The organism is Rhodopseudomonas telluris (assembly GCF_042432815.1).
Lineage (GTDB): Bacteria > Pseudomonadota > Alphaproteobacteria > Rhizobiales > Xanthobacteraceae > Rhodopseudomonas > Rhodopseudomonas telluris.
Genome location: NZ_JBHLWM010000012.1, coordinates 130,453 through 144,428, shown reverse-complemented (window position 1 = coordinate 144,428; position 13,976 = coordinate 130,453). Strand labels below are relative to the sequence as shown.

Below are 13,976 nucleotides of genomic sequence, written 5' to 3'. Positions count from 1 at the left end.
GTCACCAGTAGTTCTTCAGGACCGCAAAGTTGATGATCGCCTGATCGAGCGGAATCGACCCCGGATCGTGCACGAAGTTGAGACCCCAGAATTCCTTGCTGGGCGAGATGAAGGCGCCGTAGCCGTCATAGCCGCCGGTGTGAAACGGCGTCTGCAGCTTGCGCACCGCGCCGGACGCCATCGATTGTTTGCCCGCCACCATGAACAGCGGATAGGTCCCCGGCGGCGTCTGTACGACGGGACCCACACTCACCGCCCAGGCCGGCGACCAATTGAAGTTTGTGAGTGACGGAACCGAGACATAGCCTGTGCCCCACAGCCGCAGCGGCTGGATATCCGAATTGAACAGCAGGTCGAAGATGCCAGCGCTGGCTGGGTCCTGCCCGCCGGCGGCGATCTTCAGCCCCGTTCCGCCGCCCTGAAAGATGACGCTGCGGGTCATGTGAACGGCGCGTTGTAGACGGCGTAGCTGGTCGGGCGATCCGCCTCGATCGCCATCCACGCGCCGTTATCAACGATCGTTGCCGTTGCCTTCGTGGTCGGCCGGAAGGTCACGCCCCCATCCTGATTAGTGCCTCGCTTGAGACCCGACGGCGACGGGCGGATCGCGCCCTCGAGGCCGGAGATCGCAACGATGTCGTACATCGGCTCACGGCTGGTGATGATGACGAAGGGCGACCGCGAAAAGCCCAGTCCGATCGCCGCCGAGCCCCCGACCCAGCCGAACAGAACGAGCTGCGAGACTTTGTCGGAGATGTTGAGCCGGAGCTGTTCGTTGCTCGCGTAGTACGCGTTGATGCCCGGCGGCGCGACGAACAGGCCGCAGTCTCCGTTGTAGCGCACCCCCATCAGAATATCGCTCATGGCGCAGGCACCGGAACACGATAGATCGCATACAGCACAGTGATCGGATCGTAGGTCGACATCTCGAACCGGTTGGAAAAGATCGCGGCACCGAGGCCATACTGCGTGTCGCTGACATAATCGTCGTAGACGACATTGCCGGCGAGCCGTCGCACTTCGATGAATGGCGAATAGCCGAGCTCCGGAAATGCCACCGCCACCGGCGTATAATACTGGGCGCTGGTCGCGATGCCGATCTGGTGGATCTTGAGGATATCGCTCCACTCCGAATCGAACGACATCCCCGCGTCAGGCCCGGTCATGGCGTCAAAATTCGGCAGCGACGTGCGCAGCCGCATCGCGCCACCGAGCAGGCCGATTACAGCGCTGCACTCGCTCATCGATAAAACTCGATCCGCGACGCCGCCCAATTGGCAACCATCTTGCCGCTCGGACTCGTCTGGTAGCTGGAGTTGATGTAGTTCAGGTTCGCGATGAAGGCCGTCAGCTCGGCTGTCGCGAGAGCCGACACCGACAGAGTGCCGTTGATCACGGTGTTGCCGTTGATCAGCAGGTTCCATGTCGCCGTGCCGTCGAGCTTGCCAACACCCTGCAGGGTAAAGCCGCCGGTCGATCCGTTGATCGTTCCCACCACGCCGTACTGGACCTTGATGCCGTCGACGCTGGTCTGCACCGTGGAAATGGACGCGCTGTTGGCCCCGACCTGCGTCGACACCGTGGTGATCTGCCCGGCCAGCGCGCTATCTGCCGTCGATCGCGCCGCGGCCTCCTGGGAGATCGACGACGTAACACCATTGAAGGCGGCCGAGACCGTGACCTGATAGGCCGCGAGTGCCTCCTGAGTGCCGACCGCGACCGTGCGGACCTCGGCGATCGCCGCGTTCGCGCCGCCGGCCTGGGCCGCCAGCTCGGCCCGGGTCTGCTTCTTATCCAGCCAGTTGCGCGCCATGTCGTTCGACGCGATCGAGGCGATCAACTGACTGATCTCGTCGCGCGCCTCCTGAAGCTTGTCCAGAGCGGTCGTAACCTGATAGCGCAACCCGTCGACGATCGATTCCAGCGCGACCGCGTTGTTGGCGATCTGGATCGTCGGCGCCGTGAGATTGATGGTCGCATAGGGTCCGCGCGCCGCGGTGCTGATCGCCTGCACGCGCAGTTTGACCGCGGCCAACGCCACCACGACCTCAAACTGATTGGCCTGACCTTCATAGACCTGCTGCCAATGCTCGCCCCCATCGAGGCTGACATCGGCGACGTAGTACAGCGCGCCCTCCGCAGGAAACCAGCTTGCCGTCAGCTTCGGTTCGGCGACGCCCTGGGTGAAGCGGCCGTTGAGGCCGATGATCAGCGGGATCTGCGCATTGCTCGGAAACTGCCCGACAGGCAGCACCGGCGGGTTGCCGATATCCTCGGCGGCCGCATGCACGCGCGGATCGTCGACCACCAGGCTGAGCGTGCAGTGATCACCGTCCGGCACGCCGCCGAGCACGACGCACAGCCGGGACTGATTGTCGGCGGTACCGAGTTCGTAGGACGGCCACTCGGCGCCGTCCGCCCGCGCCAGCACCTCGTCGAGCGTCACCCCCTGCCCCGTCTCGGCCGCTGCCAGACCCGCACCGTCCAGCACCGCAAGCCCGGCATTCGCGCCCTGCACCGCCCGCACAGGCCCGAACAGCATGCCGTTGGGCCGCCGCAGCCGGATGTAGTGATTGCCGCTGTCCGCCCAGGACGGCGCCGGATCGAGCGCCAGCGTCAGGCCGGTCCGACTGGTGACGGCGCCGCCATGGCCATAGGCCATCGGCAGATCGGACTGCACCCGCACCACCGAGCCGAAGGTGATGGCGCGGCCCTCGTATTCGGTGCCGATCTGGACGTTTTCGCGTCGATAGATCGACTGCAGATAGTAGAACGCGGCCTCCCGATAGGCCTGCTCGCGATTGACAATGCCGTCGACGCGCTTGGTCTCCCCGCGCGTCGCGGTGAACAGCTCGTCATCGGGCGGGTACTGCACCTGCGCGGGCAGCCAGGTGTCCTGATCGACATATTCGAGCACGACCGCGTCCGGATCCTCGTCACCGAGCATCTTGAAAGACACCTGCATCGAATCCCGGACGATCTCGCGATCGGTCAGCAGCATCGTCGGCACGTCGCGCCATTCGTCGCGCACCACGCTGACAGTGTCGCCGAGCCAGAAGTGCCGCGAGCGGGCGACCGTCAGGGCCTTGTCGAACGCCTCCGGCACCGCCACGGCCGTGGCGAAGCGATAATCGAATGTGTCGCCACGCACGTCCGCGGCGGCGGCCTGCGCGATGATCGCGTTGTAGTCGATCTTGGATTCCGACAGCTCGGCCCCATAGGTGGCGTTCACCGCCATGTCGAGCTGCGCCCAGAACGGATTGCGGGTCGCCTGGGTGACGAAGGCCGAGCCGGTCCACACCGGCAGCTTGCGGGTCGCCAGCACACCGAAGCGGTAAGAGCCCTGCGTGGTCTTGTTGGCGGGGATGCGGATCGCCACCGTCGAGATGTCGTCGAACGAACTGTCGCCCACCAGGAAAGCGCGCAGGCCTGCCCAGAGCGTGGCGTTGGATCCGTCGGTGCCTGACAGCGCAGCGTCATTGCGGCGCAGCCGGACGATATATCGTCCGGGACCGACCGAGACCTTGACGGTGTCGCGGATCGGGCTTTGCGTCGCGTAGGACTTCTCGACGAAGGCCAGCGGGATATAGGCGCTGATCTGTGCGCCTGCCTCGTTGACGGCCGCGTATTCGGCCGTGAGCGACACCGCGGCGTTGCCGATGCCGCCATCCTCGGCATTGACCGTGAAACAGCCACCCGGCAGCACGTAGTCGATCGCCAGCGCCATTGCCTGGGTGCCGGATGGATTGGCCACATAGCCACCGACCCATGCGCCCGGCGTAGTGCTGGTGGCGTCCTTGTAGCCGCCGCCCTTGGTGCCGCTACCGTCCGGCAGCTGCTGGCCGCTCACCTCGCTCGAGGCGTGCACGTTCCTCGGAAACAGCGCGATGATTTCGCCGGGCTCGTAGAACGCGATCTGCGTGCCGGCGAAGCCGTCGACCAGCCCGCCGCCCGCAGTCCACAGCAGCGTGTCGTCGACATACAGCGCCTCGTAGGACATTGAGCCCATCGACACCGACAGCAGCACGTTGAGGTACTGATCGTTGCCGATGAACTCGCCCCAGGGCGTCGCAGCGAAGTCGGGGAATTCCTTGAGGCGGCCGTACCAGACGGGCAGCGGCTGGCCCAGCCGGGCCGCGTTGCCCTGCGCCAGCACCGAATAGATCTGATCCTGAGTAGCGTTCGGCTTGTTGGTCGCGCCGGCCTTGGGCGCGACCAGCGAATTGACCAACAGCGCGCCGCCGAGACCGATCAGCCCGGTGGCGAGGCCTCCGGCAATCGACGCAGCGGTGCCGGTCAGCCCCATGCCGGCGACCAGCGCCGGCCCCGCCCAGGCCGCGAAGGCAGCGACCGCCACCAGCGCGACGAGACCGATCACCTGCTTGACCGTGCTGCCACCGCCCTGCCCGCCCTGCAGCGGCGCCGAGACGAAGCGCACCTGATCGCGCGCACCGATGCGCCGACGGCGCCAGTCCCGGCGCAGCAGCGGCGCGCCGTTGAGTTCGCAGATGGTCGGCAGCCCCTTGCGGAAACGCCAGCCGCGGCCATCGTGCACCGCCCAGCCGGTCCGCCGCAGGAAGCCCGCGATGCTCTCGCGCGGCCGCGGCACCGCCCTCGCCACCTCGACGCCCGGCATCACCACATGCAGCACCGGCCGGCGCGCACCGGCAGCCCGCCGATTGCGCCGCGCGCGGGAGCGCTCGGCCGCCGGCAGCGCCGTGGGCAGTTTCGGGAGAGGATGAGACATGGCGGGAGAGCGAAGCCTTACAGCGACTTGGAGGTGACGGTCGGCGCGGTGATGACGACCTGATGCGCTGGCGCAGCATCGCCGTAGATCACGTAGTTGCCAGGGATGACGATCTTCTCGGCCGCCTCGATCGCGAGAGCGCGCGACGCGAACGGACCGTAGGCGCTGGGCACAAGCCCGACGACCGTCAGCGAGGCGTTGACGATGAAGCAGGCCGAGGGAATGACGGTGTCAGCCATGGGCGAACTCTCCTACGTGCTCGAAAAACGACAGGTTGAAGTAACCACTCTGGCGTAGCGCCAGCACCGGCTCGCACACGACGCCGAACTTGCCGCAATGGATGACGCGCTGTTCCGTCTTCAGCCAGGTGCCAATGTGGCTTGCGAAGCGCGTATGCGCCATCAACACCAGCGCGCCGTCCTCGGCGATCACGATCCCATTCGTTCCGACGATCTGCGCCCAGAACGATCGCTCCGGGTGGCGGCCGAACTCACGAGACACCCACAGCCGGCTGAATTCTTCCGGCAGATCGACGTCCGGCAGTTCGCGGCCGAACAGTTCACGCTGCACCAGGCGCGTGAACGTCCAGCAATTATGCGAGCGCCAGTCCCAGGCATCGCCGATCACCCGGTTGAGAAAGTCGGAACGCGCCGTCATGGCAGCAGGCTCGGGAATGCCGTGTAGCTGTAGTTCTTGTCGAGCTTCGGAAACCGCTTGTTCTGCAGGTTGCGAACGCGGACCTCCCCGATCAGCTTGGTGCCGGTGAGCGTCACATCCGAGAGCACAAAGGACACCGGCCCATAGGCCGGCTCGCTGCGATCGGAGTCCAGATACTGCCGGTGCGTCACGCCGATGTAGGCGCGATAGCCGAGCGCAGCGCGGATCTTCGGCACCAGCTCGCGCGCCACGTTGTCAATCTCGACCTTGGCGACCGGCGGCTGCCCCTCGCGCTGCTCCGGCCACGGCGCCTTGAACGGACAGGCGATGAACGTGACCATCTGGCCGGCGTTGAGCGGCGCGCCGGCCTCGATGCCGAACTGCATGTCGTCGGCCACATTGGCGACGATATAAGCGGGCTCGCCAAACGAGGGATGATCGAGCTGCACCGTATCGTAGGTACGCTCGTCCGGCGGACAGGACGCCACTGCTTCAAGCCAGGCATCGCTATAGCTCGTCATCAGACACCATAGACCCGCAGGGTCATCATCACGTCGACACGGCGCGTGCCGACCGGCTTGTATTTCGGCGCGCCTTCGGAGAACTGGCACACCTTGGTCTCAAACCCGTCACCGAACCACACCGGCATGCTGAACCGCGCGGTGCCGTTGCCCAGCGTCGTCTTGATCCAGTCACGCAACACCGCGAACTGCGCGCGATCGAGGCGGATCGTCTGGCTCATCGTCCCGACATTGTCGCCAGGCCGCGACCGCAGCCGCACGTTGCCGCCTTCCATCTCGGTCTTGATCGGCGGCCGGATCAGCGTGAGGTCGGAAATCGAATTGAGATCCGGCGCATAGCTGACGCCGGCAGGCCAGGTCGGAAGCGCCATCGTCACGCCCCCATGAACTGGCTGACGCCGAACTGCTTCTGCAGCACGCGACGGCCGGAGCCGGTCGAGAGTGACTGACCGACCGCGTCATCGACCATCCGCCGCAGATCGATTACCGTGCCGCCGCCCGGCGTCTGTTGCGCCTGAACGCTCGCATCGGTGTAGTTGTTGATGACGACACCGCCGCCGCTGCTCAGCCGCGCCACATCGTTTGGCACCACCTGGGCACCGCGCGGCAGGTTGAGCAGCTCCGGACCGTTCTCGCCGACGATCGCCATGCCACCCGGATGATAGTCAGTGCCCGACGCATAGCCCGGCACAGTCGGACCGTAGCCGCCGATGCCATCGGTCGCATTGCTGGCGCTGGAGAACAGGCCGCTGAACAGGTTGGTGCCGCCGCCGAACAGGCCACCCATCGCATTGGCAAGCGGGCCGGTGATCGACTTCTGGATCGCGATCCGCGCCAGATCGGCGATGATCGAATTCGCCATGCTCTTGAAGGCGTCGCCGACCTTCTTGGTCCCCGTCACCACGCCGACGAGGCTGTCGGTCGTGCTGCTGAAGGCGTCCGCGCCGAACTGGTTGAGCTGCTTGGAAAGGTCAGCCGACTCCCGGATGAACGTCGCCATCGGCGTGCGCGATTGTTCGATCTTCTCGGTCGCTCGCGCATAGGCGTCGGCCAGGGCGTCTATCTTCGCCCGCTGCTCGTCAGTTACCACGTTGGCGCCAAGGCCCGCAGCCGCGTTCGCCTGCTTGGCGACGGTCTCCAGCTCGGCGGCGATCTTGGCCCGCGCGCGCGCCGCGGCGGTCATGTCGATCGCATTGGCTTCTGCCTCGAGGCCCGCAACGCGCTTGGCGGCCGCATCGGTCGCGGCGTCGAAACGGTCGCGCTCCTCTTCCTTCGGCTTCTTGATCAGCGTCGGCGCTCCACCCGTGCCACGTGTCGGCGCCGGCGGACCGTATTGTTCCTGATAAGCCGTCCGACGTGCGATCTCCTGCTGCAGATCGTCGCGCGACTTTTCGAGGTTGCTGCGGATGAAGTCCGGCAGATCGCCGCCTCCGGGTTTTCCGCGCGTGACGTTGATGCCCTTCATCACGGAATCGAACCAGCCGATCGCGCCCGTGGCGTTGCCGGCCAGCCGGTCGTTCACTTCCTTGAGCTGGGACTGCAGCTGCTCCAGGCTGGTGCCGCCGATCTTGTTGGCGAATTCCACAGCCTTCGCCATCAGCTCAACGACGTCCGCCCAGTATCCCTTGATGGTCAGGATCACCGATGCGAGCTCGTCCCAGCTCGGCTTCATCGCTCGCGACAGCCGGTCCTCGGACAGCTTGAGCTGATCGTCAACCTCCTTGGCCCGCCGAACCATCGCGTCGGTGAACACGCCGTCACCAGACGCCTTCAACTTGTCCATCGTGGCAAGGATCTCGCTTGCCGATGTCTTGCCCTGCCGGATCTTGTCGACGAACGCAGCGCCGAACATCTTCTCGCCGATATCGAGCGCCTCGAGGCGCTTGCCCGCCTGCTCCAGCTCGACCATCGCGGCCAGCACGGCGCGCACCTTCTGATCCTGCGTGTCGGCGTCACGGAACAGCACGAGGCCGTCCAGCCGCTTGCCGGTCGTCTTCTCCAGCTCCGCATTGTACACACGCAAGGCCAGCTCGATTTCGGTGATGCGCTCGCCGGCGGCTTCCCACTTGCTCACGTCGATCGGCGACTTTTCCTTCGTCGCCGAAAAGGCGTGCGCCAGCGCCTGGTCGAGATCGTCGACCGTGACCTTGAGGCCCCGCGCGACGCCTTCGAACTGCTGCAGGAAGGCGGGACTGACGTTCAGGTTGCCGGCCTTGTCGGCGACCGCAACCATCTCGGTGATCTGGCGGCGCGCCGCGCCAATCGCATCGGCGACCAGAAAGGCGGCGATTGCGATCGGCCCCAGGCGCGCCGCGATCGGCAAGAGCGCCGCAGCAAAGCCCTGCGCGGCCGGAATGCCGACGGCAGCAAACGCCTGAAAGCTGCCCTTGATGGCTGGCGCCGCGAAGGCGTCGGCGACCTTGAGGCTGGCCGCGGTCGACTCCCGCACCGCATCCTGCGTCACGCTCTTGATCAGCGGCTTGACCTGGTTGAACTGGTCGCCGAGGAACTTCGCGGCGCCCTGCACGGCCGGCTTGAACTCCGACGAATTGACCGCGAGCTTCAACTGGCTCTTAGCGAATTCCTTCAGCATGAAGTCGGTCGCAGTCGACGTCAGCGACTTCGCCTTGCCGATGTTCTGTTCGAACCCGGCCATGTCGAGGCCGAGCGGGATACGCAGCGAGGGAGCGGCCATCAGTGCACCATCATGGCGTCGTGCCGTTTGAGCATCGCGTCGAATTCATCCTCGGTCGGCGGATCGACCTGATCGCCGCCGTTGGCGCGGTTGTGGCCGTCCACATAGGCGACCAGCTCCCACAGCGTCTGTTCTTCGGTGACACGCGGCGGCCAGCCGAAGGCGGCGCCGAGCTTTATGATTTCGGAGCGTCGGAGGCGTCCGTCGTCGTGGAAGAGCCGGTTTGCTGGGCCTCCGCCGGCGGCTCTTTTCCCGGGTCGTCATCCTTGCGGCCGACCGGATCGTCCGGCACACCGATCAGCACCGCCTGCACTACGTAGTAGGCAACGAGCTGACAGTGCGCGAGCGGATTGCCGTCGACATGGTTCTTGACCGCAGCCATCGCCTGTTCGGGCGTCTTGCCGCCGCCGATCAGGCCGAGCCGGATCGTCTCGCGGATGTCGTTGAAATAATACGCGCCGCTCTCCAGCCGGGCGGCGATCACGCCAATGCCGGCCTTGCACTTGTCCTCCAGATCGAAGATCAGGCCGACCTTGGCGAGGCAGAACGTATCTTCGCCTCCCGCCCAGACCAGCTGCCGCGTTCCGTTCGCACTCATCAGCTCCACACTCCGTCGACCAGATTGAGTTCCAGCACCGGCGGCGGCAGCGCCGCGACCGGAACGGCTGTTTCGAAGGCCGCCGAGCCAAGGATGCGGCCGACGCTGACACCGAATGCGAGCGAGCCGAAAGACAGGCCACCTTCGCGCGAAGTCAGTTCGCCGACCCTTTGTTCGATCCGCTCGCGGATTGCTGGCATCAGTTCGCGGGCCGTGTTGTAGAAGAACGGCTGCGCCTGCATTTTCGATGTGCCGAACTCGATTGCCAGCGCGTAGTCGTAGTCCTCGCCACTGCCGGAGCGGACTTCCTTCACTGTGCCGTCACCGCCCGCTGCGACCTCGAGATCGAGCTCATTTCGCTTGCGGCGAACCTTAACGGTGCCTGCGAGTGCCCCGCTCTTGCGCGGCGCCCTCTCCTTGATGGCGGCGGCGAGGCCGTCCGCCTCCTCCTTGATCGCCCTGGCCAGCTCGCGCCGATACTTGTACGGCAGCGACGACAGCCAGGACTGCACGTCGTCGTCGGCGCGCGCCATAGGATCAGGGCGCTTCGACCCAGGCCACGGCGCCATCAGCCTTGGCGGCCACCTCGACCTGCACCTTGTTGCCCCGCTGACCGGACAGCTTGAAGCTGGTGAGCACGAAGTTGCCGTTGAAATGGCCCATGGTGCCGAGCCAGATCTGCATGTTCTTGCCCTCGGCGGATTCAAACCAGTCGTTCCAGATATCGAACGATTCACGCGCCATCAGGCCGGAGCCGCTGAAGGTGCACGACAGCGCGCTGACGTCCGTCGACTCCCAGGCCGGCGCTTCGGGATCGGCGCAGTCCGGAATCAGGTTGGTGCTGGTCGCGGCCGAGCGATCGAACGATTTCGTCGTGAGGCCGCAGGGCTCGGCGAAGACTTCCGGCGACGCCCCGTCGCCGACCTTGAGCAGCAGTTGGGTGCCTTTGAGAACCGTCGGCTGTGCCATGGTGGTGTCCTTTCATGAGGCATCGCGCCGCGGCTGCGGCGACTGAGAGTGCGCCGGCGGCGCGGGATCAAAGCGAGGTGAACGAGCCGTGAAACAGGATCGCGGCGTGACTGGTCTTGCCGTCCGGATCGCGCAGGTAGTTGGTGCTCTGGTGATCGAACAGGACGGTGTGGTGATCGCTGACGGCGAGATCCTGATCATCGAGCGCCGCAACGAGCGCCTTGGCGATCCGCTTGCATTCCGGGAAGCCGACGGCCCGCGACCACACGTCGATCTGCGGATAGACCTCGGCGCCGTCGATGCAGCCGGCCCGCATCGGCAGCACCTGACACGGGCCGAGCGACACGTAGGGGAACACCGCATCGGTCGGCACAGCATCGTAGATGCGGCCCGCGATCAGCGCGGATAGCGCCGCGTCAGCCTTCAGGGCCGCCACAAGTGCCGCCTGCAGCTCGTAGCTCGGATCACTCATTGGTGGCCTGCGGCTCAACGACGTAGCCGGCGCCAGCGCCGACAATGGAGCGGACCGCGGCCTCCGGCACCCGGTCGTAGGTTGCGCCGCCGAGATACTGGACGATCACCGGCTTGCGCTTGAACGGGCGATACGAATAGTCCCGCATCATCGTGACGGTTTTCATGGAACGACCGCTGCTCCGGTCTCGCACAGGATCTCGATCCACTGCCGGCCGTCGTCCGGATCGACGATCGAACGGATCGCATAGACGGCACCGCTTCGCACGTCGCGGGCTTGCCAGTCGGGACCGATCTGTTGCGCCTGGGCGCTGTGCCGCACCACCAGCGTGACCGGCTGCCGCCCCGCGAGCCGCGCCGCCGTCACCGCCTCGCCGCCGAACCGCGCCTTGACCTTCGCGGCGACGACGAACTGCTGCTCCCAGCCGGCTTCGACGTTGCCCATGCCATCGTCCGCCGTCACGCGACGATCGAACGCAACGCGGTGCCGCAGCTCCGAGGCCGTGTGGGTCGGGACGAGACCGGATGACGAAGCGACCATGGCGGGCCTTCAGAAACGATAGACGCGGTAGGGCTGCAGCAGCGCATCAATCGCCGCGCGCAACTTGTCCTGACGGTCGGCATCGCCGTCATATGTCATTTCGACGTGCAGTTTGACCGCGACCTTGAAGCCGGCGATCCGCGGGTCATCGGCGGGATAGCCGGCCCAATAGCGGATGCGGACTGCCTGCGGCTGATGAAGCGCCGACGGCCAGACCTGGTCTGGTCTCAGCACCAGGAACGGCCGAGCCGATTCCGGATCGAGGATGCGATACACCGTGTCGGGCAAAGTACGCTCTACACCGGCCGCGTCATCGTATTCGACCGCGACGTCGTAGACGAAGCCGCCGACCTCGCCGAGCAATAGCGGCCCGTTCGGAAGAACGATCTGACCGCCGCAGGCCGGAAAGCAATCGAGCCGCAACTCCAACTCGCGCTCACTAATCGAGCGTCCCAGCCAGCCGAGGTTCGGATCTTCAAACTCGGTAATCGCCGCCTGGATCGCCGCGCCGATCTCGTCGTCGTCGTCACCATGATCGACTCGCAGATGCGCCTTGACCTCGTCGAGCGAGACGACCGTGTCCTGCGGCTGGGTGATAACGACAAGGGGCATCGCGCGCTTTTCCTGAAGCGCGCCCGCGCCAATTGGCGCGGGCGCCATCTGCCGAACGAACTAATCAACGACGATGTGAAAGGTGCCGCTCTTGGCGTTGCCGCCCTGCGCGATCACGATCTTGACGCGGTCGCTGGAGAGCGCGATCTCCTCGGCGACGGCCGCACCACCGGTGGCGTAGAGCAGCGCAGCGCCGACCTGAGAATGGGTCGGCTGGCGCGGCGCTCGGACGGCCGAGGCGTTGACGTTGCTTTCGGTCCACAGGCCGATGCCGGTCGCCTCGCCGGTGATGGCGAAGTCGACGCCGTCGGCGAAGTCAGTCTTGACGTACTCGATCTGGCTGATCTTGCCGGACAGCCGCGGGGTGTAAGCCGTAGCCGTACCATCCGCAGCCGTGGTGACGGTGACCTTGAAACGACGCATAGTTCTCTCCTCAAAATGCGGCGCCGGATGACGCCTGTCGCGGTCGTGATCGGTCTATTTTTCGGTCGTCTGTTTCGACTGCGGCTTGCGCTGCGCCTTGTTGGACGGCTGACGTTCGGCCTTGTTCTGCGGGGCGGGTTCGGCCTTCGAGGCATCGTCAGCGTCGAGCCGGGTGAACTTCTCCGGATGCGCCTTCAGCAGATCGGCGCCGAGCGCATCGTTGATCTCGAAAATCTCACCGGGACGGATCGAGTCCGCCTTCACTGCACTCACTGCAATCTGCTGGTGCGCCTGTAGCTGCATGGCTGCGTTCCTTTGTGGGATACCTCTACCCATTACGCAAAAGGCCCGCCGCTGCCGGCGGGCCTTGCTGTCTCGCGATGCGATCCGGATCAGGTCGCGAGCGCCGCGGCGAACGTGCCCTTGATGAAGGACTCGGTTCGATAGACCGCGAGCGCCAACCGCTCTTCGGCGCGGATGGTGATGAGGTTCTTGCGGAAGTTGTCGCTGTCCTCGGTCGAGATCTCGACGTTGGCGTCTTCCCGATCGAAGATCTGAGCGCCGAGGTTGAAAGCGCCTGTGAGGAAGTTGTCGACCGTCATCGCTTGCGTCTCGACGACCGGAAGGCGCCACAGCCGCGGTTCGGTGCCGCCCTGCGGGTTGGCGAACAGATAGGCGCCGTCATCGGTCTTGGTCAGCTCGATGTCAGCCCAATCCGACGGGTGCATCACAATGCCGTTGGCCGGATACTCGGCCAGGAAGGCCTGCAGGATGGCCAGCCGGATCACATCGATCTTGGTGAGGTTTCCGGCGGCGGTCGGATTGATCGGGGCCGCATACGGCGTTGCCTGGGTGAAGATGCCGTTCAGATCGGTGCCAGTGCCCGCCCCGTTGAGCAGCTGCGTCTCTTCCACATAGGCCAGTCCATAGCGCAAACGGCCGTCGATGTAGGATTGAAGCTGCGGCACGTCGTCGAGGATCTGCTTGGTTGCGAGCACCCAATGCGCGACGGTCGTCACCGCAGTCGTCACGACATCGAACTTGATATCCGACTGCGGCTTTGCGGTGCCGGCGGTTTCGGACACCGTCGCGGCATTGTTGGTGAAACCGGTCTCCTTGACGTACTGGATCGCATTCGACGTGGTGCGGCCAGGCGTCAGCAGGTCACGGATGGTCATCTTACGCTGCGGCGGCGCAATGATGCCGGGCTGACGCTGCGGCACGATCAGATCGCCGGCCGAGCCGTTGGCGTCGGTCGTCAGCGACGAGATGATCGCCTTGACCTGAATGCTCACCCGGCCCTTGCCTCCGGACTTCACAAACGACTTAAACGCCTCGTCGTCGGTGACCTGTTGACCGGTCGACTTGCGCTGTTCGGGATCACCGCCGGCGCGCAGCTGCGCCATCTTCTGCTCGATCTCGGTCACGCGTGCCGAGATCTCGTTGTGCTTGATCAGCACGTCGTCGGCCGCTTTCTTGGTCTCCTCGGTGACCTTGCCGAGGTTCTTCAGCTCGGTCTGCGTGGTCTCGGCCGACTTCTTCACGTCGTCGGAGGCCGTCTTGAGTTGGGTGGCGAGCTCGGTCAGCTGCTTTTCGAGCACGGCGACACCGCCGGCGTCGGCGACCATCATGCCCCAGCCGTGAGCATGGGCGGCAGCGGAGTAATCGAACACGAGCACGGCGCAGACGGCGATCGCCACGATCGCGGCGAAGCCGAGCCAGGGATTGAAGCGCATCTTCAT

General features: G+C 65.4%; 19 protein-coding genes. All 19 read right to left on the bottom strand.

Annotated elements, in window-relative coordinates:
• Position 1: 1 nt before the first annotated feature.
• The 19 genes from ACFFJ6_RS24595 to ACFFJ6_RS24505 all read right to left on the bottom strand — a co-directional run bounded on the left by ACFFJ6_RS24595 (position 2) and on the right by ACFFJ6_RS24505 (position 13,976).
• Entirely contained in the window at positions 2–442 is a 441-nt protein-coding gene (locus tag ACFFJ6_RS24595) for a hypothetical protein (RefSeq protein ID WP_378392910.1), read from the bottom strand.
• Entirely contained in the window at positions 439–864 is a 426-nt protein-coding gene (locus ACFFJ6_RS24590) for a hypothetical protein (protein WP_378392908.1), read from the bottom strand. The genes ACFFJ6_RS24595 and ACFFJ6_RS24590 overlap by 4 nt, the downstream gene beginning before the upstream one ends.
• Entirely contained in the window at positions 861–1,244 is a 384-nt protein-coding gene (locus tag ACFFJ6_RS24585; protein ID WP_378392906.1) for a hypothetical protein, read from the bottom strand. Before ACFFJ6_RS24585 ends, ACFFJ6_RS24590 begins: the two co-directional genes overlap by 4 nt.
• Positions 1,241–4,747 carry a host specificity factor TipJ family phage tail protein gene (locus ACFFJ6_RS24580; protein WP_378392904.1) on the bottom strand — a complete coding sequence of 1,169 codons (3,507 nt, stop codon included), beginning with the start codon at positions 4,745–4,747 and terminating at the stop codon, positions 1,241–1,243. The genes ACFFJ6_RS24585 and ACFFJ6_RS24580 overlap by 4 nt, the downstream gene beginning before the upstream one ends.
• A 17-nt stretch (positions 4,748–4,764) precedes the next feature.
• Positions 4,765–4,986, bottom strand: coding sequence for a hypothetical protein (locus tag ACFFJ6_RS24575; RefSeq protein WP_378392902.1), 222 nt, complete (start codon positions 4,984–4,986; stop codon positions 4,765–4,767).
• On the bottom strand, positions 4,979–5,404 hold the full coding sequence (locus tag ACFFJ6_RS24570; RefSeq protein ID WP_378392900.1) for a hypothetical protein: 426 nt from the start codon (positions 5,402–5,404) through the stop codon (positions 4,979–4,981). Before ACFFJ6_RS24570 ends, ACFFJ6_RS24575 begins: the two co-directional genes overlap by 8 nt.
• On the bottom strand, positions 5,401–5,925 hold the full coding sequence (locus ACFFJ6_RS24565; RefSeq protein ID WP_378392898.1) for a DUF1833 family protein: 525 nt from the start codon (positions 5,923–5,925) through the stop codon (positions 5,401–5,403). The genes ACFFJ6_RS24570 and ACFFJ6_RS24565 overlap by 4 nt, the downstream gene beginning before the upstream one ends.
• The gene (locus ACFFJ6_RS24560; RefSeq protein WP_378392896.1) at positions 5,925–6,296 is read right to left on the bottom strand and encodes a hypothetical protein; all 372 of its coding nucleotides are present in this window, start codon (positions 6,294–6,296) and stop codon (positions 5,925–5,927) included. The genes ACFFJ6_RS24565 and ACFFJ6_RS24560 overlap by 1 nt, the downstream gene beginning before the upstream one ends.
• 2 nt (positions 6,297–6,298) lie before the next feature.
• A complete protein-coding gene (locus ACFFJ6_RS24555) occupies positions 6,299–8,620 on the bottom strand; it encodes a phage tail tape measure C-terminal domain-containing protein (RefSeq protein WP_378392894.1) in 2,322 nt (773 codons plus the stop codon).
• Positions 8,621–8,795: 175 nt separating this feature from the next.
• Positions 8,796–9,218 (bottom strand): gene transfer agent family protein, encoded by a 423-nt coding sequence (locus tag ACFFJ6_RS24550; RefSeq protein WP_378392892.1) that lies wholly within the window; start codon positions 9,216–9,218, stop codon positions 8,796–8,798.
• Entirely contained in the window at positions 9,218–9,751 is a 534-nt protein-coding gene (locus ACFFJ6_RS24545) for an HK97-gp10 family putative phage morphogenesis protein (protein WP_378392890.1), read from the bottom strand. Before ACFFJ6_RS24545 ends, ACFFJ6_RS24550 begins: the two co-directional genes overlap by 1 nt.
• Positions 9,752–9,755: 4 nt before the next feature.
• Positions 9,756–10,187 (bottom strand): phage tail tube protein, encoded by a 432-nt coding sequence (locus ACFFJ6_RS24540; RefSeq protein ID WP_378392888.1) that lies wholly within the window; start codon positions 10,185–10,187, stop codon positions 9,756–9,758.
• A gap of 67 nt (positions 10,188–10,254) precedes the next feature.
• A complete protein-coding gene (locus ACFFJ6_RS24535; protein ID WP_378392886.1) occupies positions 10,255–10,659 on the bottom strand; it encodes a DUF3168 domain-containing protein in 405 nt (134 codons plus the stop codon).
• Positions 10,652–10,825 (bottom strand): hypothetical protein, encoded by a 174-nt coding sequence (locus ACFFJ6_RS24530; protein WP_378392884.1) that lies wholly within the window; start codon positions 10,823–10,825, stop codon positions 10,652–10,654. Before ACFFJ6_RS24530 ends, ACFFJ6_RS24535 begins: the two co-directional genes overlap by 8 nt.
• The gene (locus ACFFJ6_RS24525; protein ID WP_378392882.1) at positions 10,822–11,199 is read right to left on the bottom strand and encodes a head-tail adaptor protein; all 378 of its coding nucleotides are present in this window, start codon (positions 11,197–11,199) and stop codon (positions 10,822–10,824) included. The genes ACFFJ6_RS24530 and ACFFJ6_RS24525 overlap by 4 nt, the downstream gene beginning before the upstream one ends.
• A gap of 9 nt (positions 11,200–11,208) precedes the next feature.
• Positions 11,209–11,859 carry a head-tail connector protein gene (locus ACFFJ6_RS24520; RefSeq protein ID WP_378392880.1) on the bottom strand — a complete coding sequence of 217 codons (651 nt, stop codon included), beginning with the start codon at positions 11,857–11,859 and terminating at the stop codon, positions 11,209–11,211.
• 12 nt (positions 11,860–11,871) lie between these two features.
• Positions 11,872–12,234 carry a hypothetical protein gene (locus ACFFJ6_RS24515; RefSeq protein ID WP_378392878.1) on the bottom strand — a complete coding sequence of 121 codons (363 nt, stop codon included), beginning with the start codon at positions 12,232–12,234 and terminating at the stop codon, positions 11,872–11,874.
• 54 nt (positions 12,235–12,288) lie between these two features.
• The gene (locus ACFFJ6_RS24510) at positions 12,289–12,537 is read right to left on the bottom strand and encodes a hypothetical protein (protein ID WP_378392876.1); all 249 of its coding nucleotides are present in this window, start codon (positions 12,535–12,537) and stop codon (positions 12,289–12,291) included.
• An 89-nt stretch (positions 12,538–12,626) separates the two neighbouring features.
• Entirely contained in the window at positions 12,627–13,976 is a 1,350-nt protein-coding gene (locus ACFFJ6_RS24505) for a phage major capsid protein (RefSeq protein ID WP_378392873.1), read from the bottom strand.

Coding starts and splice junctions, on each gene's coding strand:
- ACFFJ6_RS24595 (WP_378392910.1), bottom strand. CDS start 442: ATGACCCGCAGCGTCATCTTTCAGGGCGGCGGAACGGGGCTGAAGATC.
- ACFFJ6_RS24590 (WP_378392908.1), bottom strand. CDS start 864: ATGAGCGATATTCTGATGGGGGTGCGCTACAACGGAGACTGCGGCCTG.
- ACFFJ6_RS24585 (WP_378392906.1), bottom strand. CDS start 1,244: ATGAGCGAGTGCAGCGCTGTAATCGGCCTGCTCGGTGGCGCGATGCGG.
- ACFFJ6_RS24580 (WP_378392904.1), bottom strand. CDS start 4,747: ATGTCTCATCCTCTCCCGAAACTGCCCACGGCGCTGCCGGCGGCCGAG.
- ACFFJ6_RS24575 (WP_378392902.1), bottom strand. CDS start 4,986: ATGGCTGACACCGTCATTCCCTCGGCCTGCTTCATCGTCAACGCCTCG.
- ACFFJ6_RS24570 (WP_378392900.1), bottom strand. CDS start 5,404: ATGACGGCGCGTTCCGACTTTCTCAACCGGGTGATCGGCGATGCCTGG.
- ACFFJ6_RS24565 (WP_378392898.1), bottom strand. CDS start 5,925: ATGACGAGCTATAGCGATGCCTGGCTTGAAGCAGTGGCGTCCTGTCCG.
- ACFFJ6_RS24560 (WP_378392896.1), bottom strand. CDS start 6,296: ATGGCGCTTCCGACCTGGCCTGCCGGCGTCAGCTATGCGCCGGATCTC.
- ACFFJ6_RS24555 (WP_378392894.1), bottom strand. CDS start 8,620: ATGGCCGCTCCCTCGCTGCGTATCCCGCTCGGCCTCGACATGGCCGGG.
- ACFFJ6_RS24550 (WP_378392892.1), bottom strand. CDS start 9,218: ATGAGTGCGAACGGAACGCGGCAGCTGGTCTGGGCGGGAGGCGAAGAT.
- ACFFJ6_RS24545 (WP_378392890.1), bottom strand. CDS start 9,751: ATGGCGCGCGCCGACGACGACGTGCAGTCCTGGCTGTCGTCGCTGCCG.
- ACFFJ6_RS24540 (WP_378392888.1), bottom strand. CDS start 10,187: ATGGCACAGCCGACGGTTCTCAAAGGCACCCAACTGCTGCTCAAGGTC.
- ACFFJ6_RS24535 (WP_378392886.1), bottom strand. CDS start 10,659: ATGAGTGATCCGAGCTACGAGCTGCAGGCGGCACTTGTGGCGGCCCTG.
- ACFFJ6_RS24530 (WP_378392884.1), bottom strand. CDS start 10,825: ATGAAAACCGTCACGATGATGCGGGACTATTCGTATCGCCCGTTCAAG.
- ACFFJ6_RS24525 (WP_378392882.1), bottom strand. CDS start 11,199: ATGGTCGCTTCGTCATCCGGTCTCGTCCCGACCCACACGGCCTCGGAG.
- ACFFJ6_RS24520 (WP_378392880.1), bottom strand. CDS start 11,859: ATGGCGCCCGCGCCAATTGGCGCGGGCGCGCTTCAGGAAAAGCGCGCG.
- ACFFJ6_RS24515 (WP_378392878.1), bottom strand. CDS start 12,234: ATGCGTCGTTTCAAGGTCACCGTCACCACGGCTGCGGATGGTACGGCT.
- ACFFJ6_RS24510 (WP_378392876.1), bottom strand. CDS start 12,537: ATGCAGCTACAGGCGCACCAGCAGATTGCAGTGAGTGCAGTGAAGGCG.
- ACFFJ6_RS24505 (WP_378392873.1), bottom strand. CDS start 13,976: ATGAAGATGCGCTTCAATCCCTGGCTCGGCTTCGCCGCGATCGTGGCG.